14 protein-coding genes are annotated in these 19,317 nt (G+C 62.5%); 10 read left to right on the top strand and 4 right to left on the bottom strand.

Features of this window, described 5'->3' with window-relative positions; translation table 11 throughout:
* Positions 1–183 precede the first annotated feature (183 nt).
* The 4 genes from ribBA (at position 184) to AC3G88_RS01900 (ending at position 3,722) form a co-directional block, all read left to right on the top strand.
* Positions 184–1,299, top strand: coding sequence for a bifunctional 3,4-dihydroxy-2-butanone-4-phosphate synthase/GTP cyclohydrolase II (gene ribBA, locus AC3G88_RS01915; protein WP_029051080.1), 1,116 nt, complete (start codon positions 184–186; stop codon positions 1,297–1,299).
* A 101-nt stretch (positions 1,300–1,400) separates the two neighbouring features.
* Complete coding sequence (gene ribH / locus AC3G88_RS01910) at positions 1,401–1,910, top strand: 6,7-dimethyl-8-ribityllumazine synthase (RefSeq protein ID WP_029051081.1); 510 nt, start codon at positions 1,401–1,403, stop codon at positions 1,908–1,910.
* Positions 1,903–2,418, top strand: a complete 516-nt coding sequence (gene nusB, locus AC3G88_RS01905; protein ID WP_029051082.1) for a transcription antitermination factor NusB — start codon at positions 1,903–1,905, stop codon at positions 2,416–2,418. Before ribH ends, nusB begins: the two co-directional genes overlap by 8 nt.
* A gap of 122 nt (positions 2,419–2,540) precedes the next feature.
* The gene (locus tag AC3G88_RS01900) at positions 2,541–3,722 is read left to right on the top strand and encodes a pyridoxal phosphate-dependent aminotransferase (RefSeq protein ID WP_400393340.1); all 1,182 of its coding nucleotides are present in this window, start codon (positions 2,541–2,543) and stop codon (positions 3,720–3,722) included.
* A gap of 106 nt (positions 3,723–3,828) precedes the next feature.
* Here AC3G88_RS01900 and AC3G88_RS01895 read toward each other — a convergent pair whose 3' ends face one another.
* Positions 3,829–4,911 (bottom strand): lytic transglycosylase domain-containing protein, encoded by a 1,083-nt coding sequence (locus AC3G88_RS01895; RefSeq protein WP_488770624.1) that lies wholly within the window; start codon positions 4,909–4,911, stop codon positions 3,829–3,831.
* A gap of 643 nt (positions 4,912–5,554) precedes the next feature.
* Between AC3G88_RS01895 and ubiD the strand changes: the two genes are divergently transcribed.
* Together ubiD and AC3G88_RS01885 are read left to right on the top strand one after the other, a co-directional pair.
* Entirely contained in the window at positions 5,555–7,072 is a 1,518-nt protein-coding gene (gene ubiD, locus AC3G88_RS01890) for a 4-hydroxy-3-polyprenylbenzoate decarboxylase (RefSeq protein ID WP_488893095.1), read from the top strand.
* Between the two features lie 101 nt (positions 7,073–7,173).
* A complete protein-coding gene (locus AC3G88_RS01885) occupies positions 7,174–9,201 on the top strand; it encodes an acetoacetate--CoA ligase (protein ID WP_488893094.1) in 2,028 nt (675 codons plus the stop codon).
* Positions 9,202–9,231: 30 nt separating this feature from the next.
* Here the strand turns inward: AC3G88_RS01885 and AC3G88_RS01880 are convergent, their stop codons facing one another.
* Positions 9,232–9,888, bottom strand: a complete 657-nt coding sequence (locus AC3G88_RS01880; protein WP_488770627.1) for a glutathione S-transferase family protein — start codon at positions 9,886–9,888, stop codon at positions 9,232–9,234.
* A 285-nt stretch (positions 9,889–10,173) separates the two neighbouring features.
* Between AC3G88_RS01880 and AC3G88_RS01875 the strand changes: the two genes are divergently transcribed.
* Both AC3G88_RS01875 and AC3G88_RS01870 read left to right on the top strand, forming a co-directional pair.
* Positions 10,174–11,400, top strand: coding sequence for a polyhydroxyalkanoate depolymerase (locus AC3G88_RS01875; protein ID WP_488893093.1), 1,227 nt, complete (start codon positions 10,174–10,176; stop codon positions 11,398–11,400).
* A 76-nt stretch (positions 11,401–11,476) separates the two neighbouring features.
* Complete coding sequence (locus AC3G88_RS01870; RefSeq protein WP_488893092.1) at positions 11,477–12,400, top strand: aldose epimerase family protein; 924 nt, start codon at positions 11,477–11,479, stop codon at positions 12,398–12,400.
* A 24-nt stretch (positions 12,401–12,424) separates the two neighbouring features.
* Here AC3G88_RS01870 and AC3G88_RS01865 read toward each other — a convergent pair whose 3' ends face one another.
* Together AC3G88_RS01865 and AC3G88_RS01860 are read right to left on the bottom strand one after the other, a co-directional pair.
* The gene (locus AC3G88_RS01865) at positions 12,425–12,814 is read right to left on the bottom strand and encodes a DUF5594 family protein (protein ID WP_488893091.1); all 390 of its coding nucleotides are present in this window, start codon (positions 12,812–12,814) and stop codon (positions 12,425–12,427) included.
* Positions 12,815–13,277: 463 nt separating this feature from the next.
* On the bottom strand, positions 13,278–14,165 hold the full coding sequence (locus AC3G88_RS01860; RefSeq protein WP_488893090.1) for a phage integrase N-terminal domain-containing protein: 888 nt from the start codon (positions 14,163–14,165) through the stop codon (positions 13,278–13,280).
* A 1,528-nt stretch (positions 14,166–15,693) separates the two neighbouring features.
* On the opposite strand from AC3G88_RS01860, the gene AC3G88_RS01855 reads away from it, so the two are divergent.
* Complete coding sequence (locus AC3G88_RS01855) at positions 15,694–16,758, top strand: acyltransferase (RefSeq protein ID WP_488893089.1); 1,065 nt, start codon at positions 15,694–15,696, stop codon at positions 16,756–16,758.
* Positions 16,759–17,069: 311 nt separating this feature from the next.
* A complete protein-coding gene (locus tag AC3G88_RS01850) occupies positions 17,070–19,160 on the top strand; it encodes an acyltransferase family protein (protein WP_488893088.1) in 2,091 nt (696 codons plus the stop codon).
* Positions 19,161–19,317 lie beyond the last annotated feature (157 nt).

Here is a 19,317-nt window from a genome sequence, read left to right as displayed (position 1 = left end):
ACCCGGGCCCTGTCGGCGGCCGCCCGGTCCGCCCCCGAACCCGGGGCATCGTCGAACGGCATGGCGTACAATAGCGGCCTTGATTTCGCCGGTCTCGCGACATCCGCGCCGGCCCTGCCCGCCTGATTGCCTGTCCGATTGCTCGCATCCCGCGCCCGCCCTCATTGAACGCCGTTCCAAGCCATGACTATCGCCCGTACTGAAGACATCATTGCCGACATCCGCGCCGGCCGCATGGTCATCCTCGTCGACGAGGAAGATCGTGAGAACGAAGGCGATCTGGTGCTGGCGGCCGACTTCGTGACGCCCGAAGCCATCAATTTCATGGCCAAGTATGGCCGCGGCCTGATCTGCCTGACGCTGACGGCCGAACGCTGCCGCCAGCTGGAGCTGTATCCGATGGTGTCGCGCAACGGCACCGTGCATGGCACCAACTTCACGGTGTCGATCGAGGCCGCCGAGGGCGTGACCACGGGCATCTCGGCCGCCGACCGCTCGCGCACCGTGCAGGCCGCCGTGGCCCGCGACGCCAAGGCTTCGGACCTGGTGCAGCCGGGCCATATCTTCCCGCTGACGGCCCAGCCCGGCGGCGTGCTGATCCGCGCCGGCCACACCGAAGCCGGCTGCGACCTTGGCGCGCTGGCCGGCCTGACCCCGGCGGCGGTGATCTGCGAGATCATGAAGGACGACGGCACGATGGCCCGCCTGCCCGACCTGATCGAATTCGCACGCGAGCACGACCTGAAGATCGGCACGATCGCCGACCTGATCCACTACCGCAGCCGCACCGAGAGCATCATCGAACGCACGGGCGAGCGCGACATGCAGACGCCGTGGGGCAAGTTCCACAGCGTGATGTACCGCGACAAGCCGTCGGGCCGCGCCCATCTGGCGCTGGTCAAGGGCCAGCCGCGTCCGGATACCGCCACGCTGGTGCGCGTGCATGAACCGCTGTCGGTGCTGGACCTGCTGGAAGCCGGCCGCACCACGCACTCGTGGAGCCTGCCGGCCGCGCTGGAAGTGCTGCACGGCGCCGAACAGGGCGTGATGGTGCTGCTGAACTGCGGCGACGCGCCGGAACAGATTTTCGAACAGTTTGCCGCGCTGGACGCCCCGCAGGACCGCCCCCGCCGCAAGCCCGACCTGCGCACCTACGGCGTGGGCGCCCAGATCCTGCGCGATATCGGCGTGGGCAAGATGCGCGTGCTGGGCTCGCCGCGCAAGATGCCGAGCATGACCGGCTACGATCTGGAAATCGTCGGCTGCCAGCCCATGGACGGCGAGCCGAACTGCGATTGATGCGATTGGAACGGGATTGAACCAGGCATCCGCCTGCGGTACGGAATCACACGGCGCCGGCATTCCTGCCGGTGACTGACCGAATGAATGGAGAACTGACAATGGATCACGGCTTCTACGAGAGCAACCTGGACGGTGAAGGCCTGCGCATCGGTATTGTGCAAGCCCGTTTCAACGAGCCCGTATGCGACGAGCTGCGCGAAGCCTGCACGGCAGAACTGGAAAAGCTCGGCGTCGAGGGCGAAGACACGCTGCTCGTGACCGTGCCCGGCGCGCTGGAAGTGCCGCTGGCCCTGCAGAAGATGGCCGAAAGCGGCCAGTTCGACGCACTGATCGCGCTGGGCGCGGTGGTGCGCGGCGAGACGTACCATTTCGAGCTGGTCTCGAACGAATCGGGTGCCGGCATCACGCGCGTGGGCCTGGACTTCAACGTGCCCATCGCCAACGGCATCCTGACGGTCGACACCGACGCGCAGGCCCATGCCCGCACCCGCGAAAAGGGCCGTGACTGCGCCCGCACCGCAGTGGAAATGGCCAACCTGGTCGTCGCGCTGGATTCCCTGCGCGAGAACGACGGCCGCGATGAAGATGACGAGGAAGATGATGAGTAATGCCCCCGACAACGGCGACGCGCAAGACGCCGCCGGCAAGCCGGCCGGCGCCAAGGCGCGCACCGAACCCAAGGCTCCGCCGAAGAGCGCGCGCCGGCGGTCCCGGGAACTGGCCCTGCAAGGCCTGTATCAGTGGCTGCTGAATCGCAACGATATCGGTGCAATTCAGGCCCACCTGCACGACGCGCAAGGCTTCAACAAGGCCGACCGCGAACATTTCGACGCGCTGCTGGGCGGTGCCGTGCGCGAGGAAGCGCGCCTGACCGCCGCGTTCGAGCCGTTCCTGGACCGCACCGTCGACGAACTGTCGCCCGTGGAGCGCGCCGCGCTGCTGGTGGGCAGCTACGAGCTGGTGCATTGCCTGGACATTCCGTACAAGGTCGTCATCAACGAAGCCGTGGAACTGACCAAGACCTTCGGCGGCGTGGAAGGCTACAAGTACGTGAACGGCGTGCTCGACAAGCTGGCCGCCCAGGTGCGCGCACCCGAGGTTGCCGCGCGCCGCTGACCCGCATCCACCCGACTGGATGTTGCAATCCGGCGTCCGGCATCCCATGATGCCAGTCACCGGCATGACACCCGCTCCGGCGGGTGTTTTTGTTTCCACCCCGTGCTTCTGTCCCCATCGCCATGGACTACCAGCGTATCGCCACCGCTTCCCGACTTGCCAACATCGAGGCCTTCCACGTGATGGAACTGGCCAAGCAGGCCGCCGAACTCGAACGTGCCGGCCGGCACATCATCCACATGGGTATTGGCGAGCCCGATTTCACCGCCGCGGCGCCGGTCATCCACGCGGCCGAAGCCGCGATGCGACGCGGCGTGACGCAGTACACCGGCGCCCTGGGCATCCACGCGCTGCGCGAAGCCATTGCCGGTTACTACAAGACCGCCTATGGGCTGGACATTCCCGAGCGGCGCGTGATCGTCACGGCCGGTGCCTCCGGCGCGCTGCTGCTGGCCTGCGCGGTGCTGGTGGAAATCGGTGCCGAAGTGCTGATGCCGGACCCGAGCTACCCGTGCAACCGCCATTTCGTGGCGGCGTTCGATGGGCAGGCGAAAATGATCCCGAGCGGCCCGGCGGAGCGATTCCAGCTGACGGCCGCCCAGGTGGCGGCCCACTGGGGCGAAAAGACGCGCGGCGTGCTGCTGGCGTCGCCATCGAACCCGACCGGCACGTCGATCCTGCCGGACGAACTCAAGGCGATCCTGGCCGAAGTGCGCGAGCGCCGGGGCTTTGCCATCCTCGACGAGATCTACCAGGGGCTGTCATACGATGCCCCGCCCGTCTCGGCGCTGGCGCTCGACGACAACGTGATCACCGTCAACAGCTTCTCGAAGTACTTCAACATGACCGGCTGGCGGCTGGGCTGGCTGGTGGTGCCCGATGCGCTGGTGCCGGCGTTCGAAAAGGTGGCGCAGAACCTGTTCATCTGCGCGTCGGCCGTGGCCCAGCATGCGGCCGTGGCCTGCTTCTCGCCGGAGGCGCTGGCGATCTACGACGAGCGCAAGGCCGAGTTCCATCGCCGCCGCGACGCGATCCTGCCCGCGCTGGAAGCGTTGGGGCTGCGCGTACCGGTCAAGCCCGACGGCGCGTTCTATGTCTATGCCGACTGCCGGCACGTGAACCACCCGGCCGCTGGCAACGCCGACAAACTGACCCAGGCGATCCTGCACGATGCCGGCGTGGTCATGGTGCCCGGCACGGATTTCGGCCCCCACACGGCAAACGACTACATCCGCATCTCGTATGCGACGTCGATGGCCAATATCGAAGAGGCCATGGATCGCATGCATCACTTTTTGCGCTAGGCGCCAGGCCCACCCGGGCGACGGCCCGGCAGCCGGAAACGGAACGAAAACGAAAAGGCACCCCGAGGGGTGCCTTTCTTCTTGCCGGTCGAACCCGCCCCGAAGGTCAGGCCGCCTGCGCGGTATTGCCGGAGGCTTCCAGCTTTTCGCCGTTCTGGTGATGCTCGGCCTGCGTCTTGGCGTCGCCCGCCTTGTCCGCGGCCGGCAGGCCCAGCAGGGCACGCAGCCGTCCACGTTCGGCCAGCACCTTGGCGCCATAGCCGCCGTCCGTGTTGGTCGTGGCGCCCACGTAGTATTTCAGGCCGCCCTCGATCGAACCGGCGCGGGCGATGCAGTCCTTCAGCACCAGCGCACCGATCTTGATGTTGGCGTACGGATTCAGCGCGGCGGTCACGCCGCCCACGGCTTCGTACTTGTCCTGGTGGACCTTGGTCATCACCTGCATCAGGCCCTGCGCCCCGACGCCGCTTTCGGCGTACGGATTGAAGCTGGACTCGATGGCGATCACGCCCAGGATCAGCAGCGGATCGATACCGACCTCGCGGCCGGTCATGTAGGCAGCCTTGACCAGCTGGGCGGTAGCCTGGCTCGCGACGCGGTACTTGCGTGCGATGTACTCCGCCACGGCGGCCTGCTCGCGCGCCGATCCCAGCGCGCTGGTGTTGCGCGCGTCCAGCGCCACGCGCTGCACCGGAATCTGGGCAGCCAGGTGCGCCACCGACGGCACCTTGCCCGCAGGGGTCTGGCTCCATTCGTCGACGCCCGACACGGTCGGCAGGCCCTTGGCCTTGGACGTCGCGGTAGCCAGCAGTCGTGCTGCGGCCGCGTCGGCCGATATCGCCGGCACCGACGCGCTGGCGACGGCGTGAACCGTGTTGGCCGCTTCGGCGTTGGCCACGGCGGCGTCTACCAGCACGGCAGGCGCTTCATTGCCCGCCAGTGCCCCGGCAAGCGATGTCCGCCATTGCTGGCTGACGGTGAGGGTGACCGCTGCGGCCACCGACAGCACCCCGAGACTGTTCAGGGTGTACTTCAAGGTTGTGCGGCCGCCGCGCAGCAACGCGCGACCTGCCACCGGATGGGCCAGTCGCACTTGCAGTGCGCGGCTCACACCGGGTACCGGCTGTCTGAGGCGGACCTGCAATGCCCGCCCGATGCCGGGAAGATGAAGGGTTTTCCAACCGCTCATGCTTACCTCCATCCGTCGCCCGCTGCGCGCGCCCGACAACTGCGCGTGCCCGATCTCAACGTATTCAAGTAAGGATGCTGCGCCACCTAGCAGGGGTGTCCAGCATCTGTTGGCGGGCGCTCCCCATGCGCCCAACGAGAAACAGGGCACAGCTTGGGGAGCCGCACCCTGCCACTAAGATCACTCATCGACTCCGGCATCCCGCCAGAGGACTGCGCACCGGGCTCCTCCCTGGGGCCGCTTGATGGACAGTCGATTCGGAAATGTCGCCGTTGCTTTTTTCGCCACACCCACTTGACAACCGGTCAAGCTATGTTGCAACGCAACACTCCTGAGAGCAGACCGGATTGTAGGAACGCTTTTATAACCCGTCAAGCATAAGACAACGAAATATTCCTACTTTCAGCAATATGTAACAACGCCTTTTACGGCACTCTTGGGCTAACCGCTGCCCCTCAATCGCAAGCCACGCCTAGCCTCGCAATTGTCTGAACAAATGACTAAAGTCATCAGTTACTTACAATTTTGCTGCGTCCGGAGGCACGATTTTTTTGCGCCTTTGAGGTGGCGTGTGTATCGTCACACACATCGAAGCAGCGTGCCCCGGCATGGCGCGATGCCACATCCCTGAACCAAATTCACTATGCAATACAAAGATTTGCGCGATTTCATCGGTCAGCTGGAGCAGCGCGGAGACCTCAGGCGCGTGACCGCGCCGGTATCGCCGAACCTCGAAATGACCGAGATCTGCGACCGCCTCCTGCGCGCGGAAGGCCCGGCAGTCGTATTCGAGCAGCCGCGCCGGGACGACGGGGATATCTATAAAGTACCGGTCCTGGCAAATCTGTTCGGGACGCCACAAAGAGTCGCCCTGGGCATGGGCGCGTCGAACCTGGAAGATTTGCGCGATATTGGCCGCGTGCTGTCGGCGCTCAAGGAGCCCGAGCCGCCACGCGGGCTGCGCGAGGCCGGCAAGCTGTTCACGCTGGCCAAGTCGGTATGGGACATGGCGCCCAAGCGCGTCAGCAGCCCCGCCTGCCAGGAGATCGTCTGGGAAGGCAACGATGTCGATCTGGCGCGCCTGCCGATCCAGACCTGCTGGCCCGGCGACGCCGCGCCGCTGATTACCTGGGGCCTGGTGGTGACCAAGGGTCCGCACAAGAAGCGCCAGAACCTGGGCATCTACCGCCAGCAGGTCATCAGCCGCAATCAGGTGATCATGCGCTGGCTGGCGCATCGTGGCGGTGCCCTTGATTTCCGCGAGCACGCGCTGGCCAACCCGGGCAAGCCGTTCCCGATCGCCGTGGCGCTGGGGGCCGACCCGGCCACGATCCTGGGCGCGGTCACGCCGGTGCCCGATACGCTGTCCGAGTACCAGTTTGCCGGCCTGCTGCGCGGCAGCCGCACCGCGCTGGCCAGCTGCATCACGCCGACGCTGTCCGAACTGTCGGTGCCGGCGTCCGCCGAGTTCGTGCTCGAAGGCCATATCCAGCCTGATCCGAACCACCCGTCCGGCTACCAGCACGCGCTGGAGGGTCCGTACGGCGACCATACCGGCTATTACAACGAGCAGGACTGGTTCCCGGTCTTCACGATCGACCGCATCACCATGCGGCGCGACCCGATCTACCACTCCACCTACACCGGCAAGCCGCCCGACGAGCCGGCCGTGCTGGGTGTGGCCCTGAACGAAGTGTTCGTGCCGCTGCTGCAGAAGCAGTTTCCGGAGATCACCGACTTCTACCTGCCGCCCGAAGGCTGCAGCTACCGCATGGCGGTGGTGCGCATGAAGAAGCAGTACGCCGGCCACGCCAAGCGCGTGATGTTCGGCGTGTGGAGCTTCCTGCGCCAGTTCATGTACACCAAGTTCATCATCGTGGTGGACGACGACATCGACGCGCGCGACTGGAAGGAAGTGATCTGGGCCATCACCACGCGCGTGGACCCGAGCCGCGACACGGTGATGGTCGACAACACACCCATCGACTATCTCGACTTTGCGTCGCCCGTGTCGGGCCTGGGCTCCAAGATGGGCATCGATGCCACCGACAAGTGGCCCGGCGAAACCACCCGCGAATGGGGCACCCCGATCAGGATGGACCCGGCCGTGAAGACGCGTGTCGACGAGATGTGGGGCACCCTCTTCGCGTCCCCGAAGTAGCCGTTCAGCCAGCCGCGCACCCGCGGCGCGGCGGTCCGCTATCATTTGCGGACCGCCCATCACGCCAAGGGCCCGCGTCAGACGGGCCGCGGAGGAGACACATGACCGTTGCAGGGACACTGATGTGGACGCCCACGCAGGCGTTCGCCGACGGCAGCCAGCTGGCCGCCTTCATGCACTGGCTGCGCCGCGAGCGCGCGCTGGATTTCCGCGACTACGCCAGCCTGTGGCAGTGGTCGATCGCCGATATCGAAGCGTTCTGGCAAGCCATCGTCGATTATTTCGACGTGCGCTTCGACACACCGGCCAGTGCCGTGCTGGCCCAGCGCACCATGCCCGGCGCACGCTGGTTCCCGGGCGCCACGCTCAACTACGTGCAGCAGGTCTTCCGCCATGCCGGCACGGGCCCGGCCCGCGCACGCCCCGCCATCCGCCATGCCGGCGAGGCGCAACCGCTGGCCGATATCAGCTGGGATACCCTGGAAGCCCAGGTGGCCTCGCTGGCGCACGCGCTGCGTCAGATGGGCGTGACGCGCGGCGACCGCGTGGCGGGCTATCTGCCGAACATCCCTGCGACGATCGTGGCCTTCCTGGCCACCGCCAGCGTGGGCGCCATCTGGTCCGGCTGCGCCCCCGACATGGGCCAGGTGGCGGTGATCGACCGCTTCCGGCAGATCGAGCCCAAGGTGCTGATCGCGGTGGACGGCTACCGCTATGGCGGCAAGGCGTACGACCGCGCGCCCGTCATCGCCGATCTCGTGGCCGCCCTGCCCTCGCTGACCGATATCGTGATCGTCCCGACGCTGGGCAGCCAGGTCGACGCTGCCCTCGACGGCGCCGTCGCCGGCCACAGCGCAAGCCTGCGGCGCCACGCCTGGGCCGATGTGCTGGCGCACGACGTGCCGCTCCAGGTGGAGCCGGTGCCGTTCGACCATCCGCTGTGGACCGTCTACTCGTCCGGCACCACCGGCATGCCCAAGCCCATCGTGCATGGCCATGGCGGCATCGTGATCGAGCAGCTCAAGCTCATGGCGTTCCACAACAACCTGGGCCCCGACGACGTCTTCCACTGGTACAGCAGTAGCGGCTGGATCATGTGGAATGCCCAGGTGGCCGGGCTGCTGCTGGGCACGACCATCGCGCTGTACGACGGCAACCCCGCCTGGCCAGACGCCGGCGTGCTGTGGCGTTTCGTCGACGATGCCCGCGTGACGATGTTCGGCGCCGGCGCCGCGTTCTTCACCAGCTGCATGAAGGCGGGCGTCGAGCCGGCGCGGATTGCCGATGTCTCGCGGCTGCGCGGCATCGGCTCGACCGGCTCGCCGTTATCCGAAGATGCCTACGCATGGATCTACGCCCACGTCCGCGAAGACGTCTGGCTGGCGCCGATGTCGGGCGGCACCGACTTTGCCGGGTCGTTCGTGGGCGGCTGCCCGGTGCTGCCGGTCTACGCCGGCGAGATGCAATGCCGCTGCCTGGGCGCCAAGGTGGAAGCGTTCGACGCGCACGGCCATGCCGTGATCGACGAAGTGGGCGAGCTGGTCTGCACCGAGCCGATGCCGTCGATGCCACTGTTCCTGTGGGGCGATGCCGATGGCAGCCGCTACCGCGACAGCTATTTCGACGTGTACCCGAACGCCTGGCGGCATGGCGACTGGATCCGCATCACGCCGCGCGGCGGGGCCATCATCTACGGGCGCTCGGACGCCACGATCAATCGCCATGGCATCCGCATGGGCACCAGCGAGCTGTACCGCGTGGTGGAGGAACTGCCCGAAGTGCTCGACAGCATGGTGGTCGATCTCGAATACCTGGGCCGCGAATCGTACATGCCGCTGTTCGTGGTGCTGCGCGACGGCATGGCGCTGGACGATGCCCTGCGCGACACCATGCGCGCGCGCATCCGCGCGGCGCTGTCGTCGCGCCACGTGCCGAACGAGATCGTGCAGGTGCCCGGCGTGCCGCGCACGCTGTCGGGCAAGAAGATGGAAGTCCCGATCAAGAAGCTGCTGCTGGGCCACGCGCCGGACCGGATCGCCAATCCCGATGCGATGGCGAATCCGGACTGCCTGGCGTGGTACTTCGCCTACGCCGCCGACTACCTGGCGCGCCAGCCGCGCCTGGCCTGAACGGTGATCCGAGCCAGGGCACGCCCGGCGTCAGAACTCCACGTCGAGTTCGCTGATTTCGTCGGGTTCCTCGCGCGCCGCGCCTATCCATTCCTGCATTTCGGGCATGGCCAGGATGGTCTTGCAGAATTCCACCAGCGGCGCGTCAAGCTTCACGCCGTAGGTGACAAAGCGCGTGACCACGGGCGCATACATCGCATCGGCCACGGTGCGATGCTTGCCGAACAGGAACGGGCCGCCGTAGCGTTCCAGGCATTCGGTCCAGATCGCGGTGATGCGATCGATGTCGGCCTGCGCCCGGGACCAGACCTTCAGGCCGGGGAAATGGCCCTTCAGGTTCATCGGCAACGCCGCGCGCATGGCGGCAAACCCCGAGTGCATTTCGCCGCAGATGGCGCGGCAATGTGCACGCGCCGCCAGGTCGTCGGGCAGCAGCCTGGCTTTCGGCTTGATCTCGTTGAGGTATTCGGCAATCGCCATCGTGTCCCATACCGTCACGCCCTGATGCCGCAGGCACGGCACCAGGATCGACGGCGAGAGCAGCAGGATTTCGGCGCGCACGGCGGGATCGTCGGGCGGCACCAGCACCTCCTCGAACTCCAGCCCGGCAAAGCGCGCCAGCAGCCAGCCCCGGAGCGACCACGATGAATAGGTCTTGCTGCTGATCGTCAGCGTTGTCTTGGCCATCTTGCCTCCTCCGCCCCCCGGGGCGTGACGTCCGCTTGCAGTATCGGTGCCACGGACGCGTTCCGCCAGTACGCACCCGGGCGGTGCGGCCGGCGGGCACGACCGGCACCAGTCCGAAGCGCCCGCCGCTTCGCGCACGATGGGCGCGCGGTGTTTGCGCCACTCGGTGCACCGCGTGTGATCCGGCGCACCGAACCGATTCCCGATCCGCAACCTGCGTGCCAACATGAACCACGATGGCACATAAATTGCGGTGCCAAGGCTTGGATGTGGGGAGATCGAGCGATGCTTTACCAGGCCTACCAGACATACGCAGACTTGATGCAGCCAGCATGCTCGCTCGCCGACATCACGGCCACGCTGCTGAGCGCATGGCGCCATGGCGACCAATCCGAGCCGCTGCGCTCTCTGCGCGGCGCCTGCGAAGTGCTGGCGCTGGCCCGACTGACCCACTACCGCCCGCCCTTCGGCATCGACAGCGTGCGCATTCGTGGCCAGGACGTGCCGGTGGCCGAGGAAGTGGTCACGCGCACGCCGTTCTGCACGCTGCTGCGCTTTCGCCGCGAAGGCGTGCCGCCGCAGCCGCGCGTAATGCTGGTGGCGCCGATGTCCGGCCACTTTGCCACGCTGTTGCGCGGCACCGCGGAAACGATGCTCCGCGACCATGACGTCTACATTACCGACTGGCACAACCCGCGAGACGTCCCACTGTCACGCGGCCGCTTCGGCTTCGACGAATTCGTGCAACACCTGGTCACCTTCCTGCACGCACTGGGCGGCAACACCCACGTGGTAGCCGTCTGCCAGCCGACCGTGGCCGCACTGGCGGCCGCCGCGCTGATGGCCGAGGACGGCGACCCGATGCAGCCGCCCAGCCTGACGCTGATGGCCGGCCCGATCGACGCCCGCGTGAACCCCACCCGCGTCAACGAACTGGCCACCAGCCGCCCCATCGAGTGGTTCGAAAACACGCTCATCGGCTATGTGCCGTGGCGGTTTGCGGGCGCCATGCGGCGCGTGTATCCGGGCTTCGTGCAGCTGATTGCCTTCATGAGCATGAACCGGGAGCGGCACGAGCAGGCGCTGCGCGACCTGTACGCACTGCGCACCCGTGGCGAACACGCCAAGGCCGATGCCATCCAGGCGTTCTACACCGAGTACTTCGCCACGATGGACCTGACGGCCGAGTTTTACCTGGAAACGGTAAGCCTGATATTCCAGCGGTTCCTGCTGGCGCAGGGCCTGCTGGACGTGGGCGGGCGGCGGGTGTCGACGCGTGCCATCCGCCGCACGGCGCTGCTGACCATCGAAGGCGAGCGCGACGACATCTGCGCCATCGGGCAGACCATGGCGGCACAGGACCTGTGTTCGAGCCTGCGCCCGTACCTGCGCATGCATCACATCCAGACCGGGGTCGGCCACTATGGCGTATTCAACGGCAAGCACTGGGAGGCGCAGGTGTATCCGCTGGTGCGCGAAACCATCTACACGAGCGACGAGATGCGACGGTAAGGCGCCCGCGCGCGTCCTGCCGCACAAAGCCCGACGGCCCACATGCGCTACGCTTGCGGTTTTCGACGCGCCACGGATGCCCACGATGACCACGACTCAGCGATTCCAGGGCCAGGACCTGCTCCGGGTCGGCCACGACGACAACTACCTGCTGCTGGCGCCCGCGCACGGCGGGCGGCTTGTGCGCTGGGTGCATCGCGGGCACGACATCCTCTACTGGCCGGACGATGCCGACTGGACCCGCGTCGCCAAGGTACGTGGCGGCAATCCGCTGCTATTTCCGTTTATCGGCCGGCATTTCGTCGACGGCGAAGCGGGCCGCTGGCGCGACAGTGCGGGTGCGATCCACGAACTGCCCCAGCATGGCTTTGCACGCGACCTGCCGTTTGCCGTCTCGGAACTGTCGGCCGACGCGGTGAGCCTGTCGCTGGCATCATCGGCCCTGACCCGGCCCGGTTATCCGTTTGCATTCGTGTTCACGGCCACCTATCGGCTGGTGCCGGATGGCATCGAGGTCACGCTGCGCACGCGCAATACCGGCGACGCCGCGCTGCCCCCCTTGCCGTATTACGCCGGTCATCATTTCTACTTCGCCCTGCCCCATCAGGCCCGCGCACAGAGCCGCATCGTCATGCCGCCGGCGTCCCGCGTACGGCAGCAGGCCGATGGCGGCCTGACGGCGCCCGAGCCGGGCGAGCCCGCCTATCGCCTGGACGATTCGCGGCTGCAGGACACCTTCCATGTGCTGCAAGCCCGCGGGAATGGCGATGCCGGGTCTGTCTGCGTCGAACTCCCGGCGCGTACCATCGAAATCGGGCTCGATGCCGCCAACACGGCGCCCTGGTACGCCGTGACTACCTGGACCGAGCGCGACGATTCCGACTTCTACTGTGTCGAGCCTTGGCTCGGCCTGCCAAATGCCATCGACCATGGGCAGGGATTGCGATGGGTGCCGGGCGGGGCGGAAGACACCGCGACGTGCCGGCTGACCATCCGATAGCCGTCTGCCGCGACGACACGGCGCTCATCGCACCAGATGCTCGAAATCGAGCCCGCCAATCAGCACCGTGGCATCGGCCTGCGTGCGCGAGCGGAAATCGATCTGCCGGGGTTCCTGCCAGGCATCGAGCTTGGCCGGCAAGGCATCCAGATACGCATCGAAGCGCGCATCGCCACCCGAACCGAACAGGCGGTCCACTTCGAAGGTGTCCCACGACAGCGTGATGTCGATCGGATGGACATAGCGGCCACCGTTCGGCCGGGCCGGGGACCAGACACGCAGACAGGCCGGCTGGTCCGACGCGGGCGCCGGCACGATATCCGCATGCAAGGTGCCATGAGACAGGTGCCGCACACGCTCGACAATGCGCGGCAGCAGGTAGGAATTGAAGTGTTGAGCGGGAACAGGGGGCACGGGCGGGGCGTCTCGTGTGGGGATGGCGACTATTGTGCGCCAGGTTCGAGCTATTGAAAAACCATCACCCAAAAAACCGTTCGGAGCCCCGTGTCGCGCAAAATCCAAACCAAATACAAAGAATAGGAATTCTCATTGGAAAATAGCCAAGAATTTTAAGAAAAATACAACATTTTAGCCATTAACTAATCGCGCCGTTCCGGCAATTCTGGGCAGCGATTCAAATGCAAAACAAGATGCTCACATCCCACCGCGTGAAGATACAATACAGCAGCTCAACACTAGAAAATATCTCTGGCACATCTTTTTTCCTACCCAACCAATATGATCCATTGATTCTTATGTACCAACCGTCTCTGTCGGCATATACCTCAACCAAAAATACCACACCCCATGCCATCATAGAAACAAATTGCGGCTCGTTTAGCGTATTCATATCAATTCCAAACCATTCAAAGATCAATTACCTACCCAGGTAAACCGCCGTAATGGACTCACGATTGTGGCCCAGTTCAGCTGATATCGCGAGCCTCACCGCCCTATCTCTTAATCGTTGCTGCGGAGTGAGTTGCGAAGCAACCGGCCCTCCCGCGGCAGGGGCAGGCCATCCAGTAAGATCTCTGTATCGTTTCTGCGCGTATTCGTGTCGCAAGCCATGCAATTTACAGATGCCCGCTTTTCTCGTCTGGCGAATGTAGCGACCTAAGTGCTTTACATAAGTCAATTCCGGCGGAATCATGGAGCCCAGCCCGCAAAGCACCACAGCTTTAGCGAGTACTTCGCGCTGAGAATCGGACGTGATAGGCACATACCTTTCCCTGCCCCCCTTGCACCACGACTCCATTAAACGGATTTGCGTTGCCTCGCTAACGGATTTACCTTCTAAAGCAAAAATTGCTTGGAACTTTAGGCATTCCTCTCGACGAAGACCGAATTCTCTTTGAAGCAAGACAGAACATCTAATGCGGTCGTCCGAAATTTTTCCAATGTCTTCTAATGGCAATATCAACGCCTTCGAGATATTTGTAACGAATTTTCGCTGCCCTATGCCCAGCTGCGCGTTTCTTCGAGGTACGCAATTCTGCTTACCGACTTTCCCAGCCCACCACCTGATATAGGACATCCTATTTTTCATCGTAGCAACAGCAAGACCCTGCGCCTGCCAGTGAGTCACTAGAGCTACCACATGCTTAGGCTTTAATCCGGAGGCTGGAAGTGTCCTAAATCCCAAGTCCTTAAGATCGTGCGCCGCTTGTGACAATACTTCCTTGCGAGCTGCCTGCGTCGCAAAAGAACCTTCTCGGTTGAGATCGATCATTCGCATTAATTCGACATAGATATCAATCTTCATCTGTTCCCCAACAGTGGTTAGTGTTCAGTACGGTTAGTGTTTGCTGCGACTGGCTTGACCAGTCCTGGCACCGAAGCCCTCAGGCATCGATACGGGGTGAAGCGAAACTGCTATGCAGCTTGTCGGCCGATGAACTCTTAGAAACATCCATCGGGCCGGCGCTAAGAGCCGTTAAGCGTGTGCAATTGCACGACCACGCCACTCAGCCCTTCGGGCCGCAACAGCGACAACCTGATATCGCTGAACCCTGCTTTGTTAAGAGCGCAGGTAGCTCTGGGGACAAGGTGTCCGCCTCTGCTCGGGGATCCGAGATAAATTGCAGCCCGCTAAGAGCAACTGGGGATGGAACGCCGGGTAGACGACGCCGAGGAACAACTTATGACAAGGTAGCGACGTAACTGCACCGCGATTCGAAAGACATAAAGTCGAAACAAAGGCAGATGGGTAAGGAGGAGGAAGGAAGGAAGGAAGGAAGGAAGGAAGGAGAATAGGCAACGCTCGCCGCGCTCGAAGTCGAGCCAAGAAAATCGCCAGCATTGCACTGGCAGGCGAGCCATATCAGCAGATCCGTCCCTGGGTAAGGCGGCGGACCCTCGGCATGCTCAACCGTTAAGGACATTGAGCAAGAAAACGAGCTAAGAAGGAAAAAAGGAAACCGCAACCGGCACCATCCATTAAGGGATAGTGCGGCTACAGAGCCCTATCGTTGCGCATATAGTCCGCTACAGGAGCGGTCCATCGGCAGAGATGAAGGGACAACATCAAGGCGGGCGAGCCGCATTTAGCGGCACCTGGCCGCGAGTCGATGCGTCGTTGACGCGAGTGTGAGGAGAAATATATCGCAATGCTCACATGTTCGCAAGAGGCCTTCAGCCCTGACTCATACACTATGCTTTTCGACGAACGCAGACTGCTCCGCTCCCACGCATCTAGGTACGAGCATCTTCGGTGCAGCATCGACAATCGCCGCCTTTGCAGCAAAGCCCCAACGCTCTGCGAGCCTGCCACTCAGCATGCTGAGCACGAATACCGTTATTAGCAACCCATGCGAAGAAAGCGCACAACGGAACGCCGACTAGAAGCACCGCAATACCGAGGCCCATGCCAATACTCCAGGAATGTCAAGACGCAGATATATCAGTCGCAGCCTATACGAATCAAACTGCAATGTCACGATTGGGCTTCTTGGACTATCGGTCACAGTTGCACGGTTGCCCGACCACCGCCTGAATCGGCCGCACAACTGATCCGACGACTTTGGCTAGCACGTGGTCTGTCCAAAGAAGCCTTTGCGGACCGGTTTCGCTACGCGCGAGCGTATATGGAAAACTTGCGAATTCAATCCTTCAATTGACTTTACAGTGGCATCGACCTCCGCGGCGAAGGGACAGGGGGATTCGCCCCCCCCCGCATCTGTCCGCAGAGACTGACCACGCGGGACAGGGCTGCGTTACCCCGGCGATTCCGTCTTAGTCAGATTTTCGCGGCACGCTACAATCCTGCCAACGAAAGACGGCTGAAGCCTCACATGAAGAATCGAGACCTCCAGATCGAGCTGCTGCGAATCCTGTGCTGCCTCGCAGTCATCATGATCCACGTGTCTCCGGAATACGCACTTACCGGAAAGTACAACCACACGGCCCTGATTCTCCAGTCGATCGTACGAGCCGGCCTTCCGATCTTCTTCATCATCAGCGGGTATTTCCTGCTGAATCAGCCGATTACGTCGTTGCGCAGGTTCTACGCCACGCGCCTCCCCGGGGTCGTGATCCCTTTCCTTGTGTATGGCTACATCCACCTGTTCATGGTCCAGCAGATGTGGAATCTGCCCGGCTCATGGCATGCGTTCCTCGAAGTGAACCAAGTTCGTGACTTCCTCCGCCTAGTCGTGGCGGGGCCGGCCGTCAACTACAAGGGGTTCGTCAGTCAGCACTTCTGGTTCGTCTACTGGATCACAGGCCTGTACCTGGTGACGCCTGCCCTGAAGGTGCTGTTGGATGCGATCAAGCCCGAACTCGTCTGGACTGCCATCCTGACGCTGGTCGGGCTGCACGCCTATTCCCTCTACGTCCCGAACGCGCCGATCTTCCTGCCAAGCGTCAACATCTGGCTGCTCTACTACGTGCTGGGTGGCCTGCTCAAGCGGGTAGACGGCGACCGGTTCAAGGTGGCCGCGTGGGCGCTGATTCCGACGATGTACCTGGCAACGGCTGCTATTACGCGGGTGAACGCTGCCCGCGGCTGGCCGATGAATCAGTACGTTGAGGGCGTCAACATGATCGTGATGGCGTGTGCGATCTTCTATGTCTTCAAGGGGATGGTGGTGGAGCGCGGCCGCGCGGCGCTGACTTTCCTGTCAGAGCGGACCTATGGAATCTACCTCGCCCACATCTTCATCTACTACTACTTCAACGACCTTGTGAAAGCCCTCTTTGCTGACAGCATGGTCTGGGCATTGGCCACTGGGCTGCTGGTGTTCGTGCTTGCCACAGGCCTAACGACCATCGTGGATCTGCTGGTCGTGAAACCGGCCCAAGGAATGGTGATGAGACTGCTCAATCCGGGACCGTCGCGCTTGCCTCGTCATCAATGATCGATTTTAGGCCGTGATCCCGCTCGAAAAGATCGAGGACAGAGCACGCAGCACCAGGCTTTGCCTTCCTTTATGCCCTTCTCTGCCCAGCTGCTGCGGCCAGCGCCCCGCGCGCGAACTGCATCACCATCGGACTTGCGGCGGATCCTGGCAGCTTACCGGGAGTCGGCAACTGACTTTGCCACTCGACTCTGACAAAATCCCCCCGATCGTGCAGATTCCTGACAATTTCCCGGGCCGACCTTGAGAAAACTTGGCGAATAGGGAGATTTCGGGCAGGTATGGCATGGCGCTGCCTGCAGTCGGTTAAAATGACCCGCGCTCAGAAAAATACGGCTCCAATGCAACGCAGTCTATTCCGGGCCGCTGGCCATCTACAGCCGGCCGCCACAGTAACCCATGAAGCACATCTCTCCCACCCGAAGTATCGCCCGGACATCGATGGGTTGAGAGCCGTGGCCGTGCTTTCCGTGGTTGCCTTTCATGCATTCCCTCACTGGATGAGGGGCGGGTTCATCGGTGTCGACGTCTTCTTCGTGATCTCAGGATTCCTGATCTCCACGATCATTTTCCAGAACCTCGACCGCGGCACTTTCAGTTTCTTCGAGTTCTATGCCAGGCGCGTCAAACGTATCTTCCCTGCCCTGCTGGTCGTACTTGCCTGTTGCTATACTATCGGATGGGTTTCGCTGCTGTCAGAGGAGTTCAAACAACTCGGAAAACACATCGCGGCCGGCGCTGGTTTCGTATCGAACCTCGTACTGTGGAGTGAGACCGGATATTTCGACAAGTCAGCCGATACGAAGCCATTGCTCCATCTTTGGAGCCTGGGTATCGAAGAACAGTTTTATATCATCTGGCCGCTCTTGCTGTGGGCTGCGTGGAAGCGGAAATTCAATCTGGCGACAATTGCAACGATAATTGGCATAGCATCGCTATATCTGAACCTCAGTGGCATTAGGCAAGACGGGACGGCAACATTTTATTCGCCGCAAACGCGTTTCTGGGAACTGCTTTCGGGCAGCCTTCTGGCATGGTTTCTTCTCTACAAGCGTGAGCGCTTCCAACAGTTCGGCCTGCAACTCGATCGCGTATTGGCGCGCCTGATCTATTCGGGCGAGCGAAAGAACGACGGAAAGACGCTTTCCAACACGCTTTCTATCGTGGGCATTCTGTTGCTGTGCTTCGGATTTTGGCACATTAATCAGGAATTCAGTTTCCCCGGCAAATGGGCGATCGTGCCTGTGACGGGCGCCTTGTTCATCATTGCCGCCGGCCCAAATGGTTGGGTCAACAAGACGTTCCTGGCACACCCTATTGCCGTCTGGATTGGACTAGTAAGCTTTCCTCTTTACCTCTGGCATTGGCCGTTGCTTTCATTTGCGCGCATCGTCGAGGCCGGCGTTCCCTCCCGAAGCATCCGTGCGGGCGCTGTTATCGCGGCAATTGTGCTTGCGTGGCTAACGGTCCAACTAATCGAAAAGCACATCCGCGGCAATGGCTTCACGAAACTGAAAGTCCTCGTTCTAGCGTCGCTAATGGGCGTTGTTGGGTACGTCGGTTACGACGCCTTCGAACAGAACGGATACAAGGAACGCTTCATTAATGAAATGAACGTTGGGGTGAATGAATCCCTCTCGTACAACTGGTTCATCGGCTTTCGATACGGTGAGTGCTTCCTAGACCCCCAGAACGACCCCGTGCAGGATTTCGCAAGCCATTGCAAGTCTAATCGGGACAACCATCGATCGCTGCTGATGATCTGGGGCGACTCGCACGCGGCCTCCCTCTACCGAGGCTTCGCGGACAACGCAGCATCCCACAACTATAACGTCGCTCAGTACACGGTCAGCGCTTGCCCGCCGATCATGGATTTCGATGGAGGCCAAAAAAGAGATTGCTCTCGCTTGAATCAATTCACAATGGACCGTATTCGAGAACTAAAGCCTGACACTCTAGTCATGGCGGGCTATTGGTCTATGTACGATGGAACCAAGACTTGGCAACAGCTCGATATCGATAAGTTGAAGGCCACCATCGAGATGGTGAAGCAGGCAGGCGTTCGAAATGTTGTTCTCGTAGGCAGCTTACCGGTCTTTACTGTGAGCCAACCAGAGATGCTGAAGCGTTCTTACGTATGGAGCAGGATCGAAACGAGGACTTATCGAAACTTCAATACGGCTGCAACTTCTACGAACGATCAAATGCGCGAAGTTGCGGCTTCCTCGGGTGTCAACTTCGTCAGCCCGCTCGACTACATGTGCAACACGCAAGGTTGTCTACTATCGTTGACAACCGACAAAGTCGTGCCATTGGCCTATGACTATGGACATCTGACAACGCTCGGATCAGACCATCTGGTAAATCAATTCTTTGAGCACGACAAAGTACCGCTTCGGTAATCGCGAGCATCGTCGACCGAAAGCAGCCGAGATCCGGTCGCGTATTCGAAGCCGCTAGTCAAGACGTCGTCAACACGACAGGGTGCAACTGATCGGTCGCGCGCATCTCCGGCCCCCTCGCCGCCTGCTGAAGTGGTCGCCGCGCCGGTAGTTCCTG

The organism is Cupriavidus sp. 86D6, assembly GCF_057815095.1.
The sequence above is the reverse complement of the archived record's forward strand: the minus strand, read 5'-3'. Positions and strand labels throughout refer to the sequence as shown.

What these genes read in the sequence shown, in the direction of transcription:
- AC3G88_RS01850 (WP_488893088.1), top strand. Translation starts at nt 17,070, where the DNA reads ATGACCCGCGCTCAGAAAAATACGGCTCCAATGCAACGCAGTCTATTC.
- AC3G88_RS01855 (WP_488893089.1), top strand. Translation starts at nt 15,694, where the DNA reads ATGAAGAATCGAGACCTCCAGATCGAGCTGCTGCGAATCCTGTGCTGC.
- AC3G88_RS01870 (WP_488893092.1), top strand. Translation starts at nt 11,477, where the DNA reads ATGCCCACGATGACCACGACTCAGCGATTCCAGGGCCAGGACCTGCTC.
- AC3G88_RS01885 (WP_488893094.1), top strand. Translation starts at nt 7,174, where the DNA reads ATGACCGTTGCAGGGACACTGATGTGGACGCCCACGCAGGCGTTCGCC.
- AC3G88_RS01875 (WP_488893093.1), top strand. Translation starts at nt 10,174, where the DNA reads ATGCTTTACCAGGCCTACCAGACATACGCAGACTTGATGCAGCCAGCA.
- ribBA (WP_029051080.1), top strand. Translation starts at nt 184, where the DNA reads ATGACTATCGCCCGTACTGAAGACATCATTGCCGACATCCGCGCCGGC.
- AC3G88_RS01895 (WP_488770624.1), bottom strand. Translation starts at nt 4,911, where the DNA reads ATGAGCGGTTGGAAAACCCTTCATCTTCCCGGCATCGGGCGGGCATTG.
- AC3G88_RS01860 (WP_488893090.1), bottom strand. Translation starts at nt 14,165, where the DNA reads ATGAAGATTGATATCTATGTCGAATTAATGCGAATGATCGATCTCAAC.
- nusB (WP_029051082.1), top strand. Translation starts at nt 1,903, where the DNA reads ATGAGTAATGCCCCCGACAACGGCGACGCGCAAGACGCCGCCGGCAAG.
- AC3G88_RS01880 (WP_488770627.1), bottom strand. Translation starts at nt 9,888, where the DNA reads ATGGCCAAGACAACGCTGACGATCAGCAGCAAGACCTATTCATCGTGG.
- ubiD (WP_488893095.1), top strand. Translation starts at nt 5,555, where the DNA reads ATGCAATACAAAGATTTGCGCGATTTCATCGGTCAGCTGGAGCAGCGC.
- ribH (WP_029051081.1), top strand. Translation starts at nt 1,401, where the DNA reads ATGGATCACGGCTTCTACGAGAGCAACCTGGACGGTGAAGGCCTGCGC.
- AC3G88_RS01900 (WP_400393340.1), top strand. Translation starts at nt 2,541, where the DNA reads ATGGACTACCAGCGTATCGCCACCGCTTCCCGACTTGCCAACATCGAG.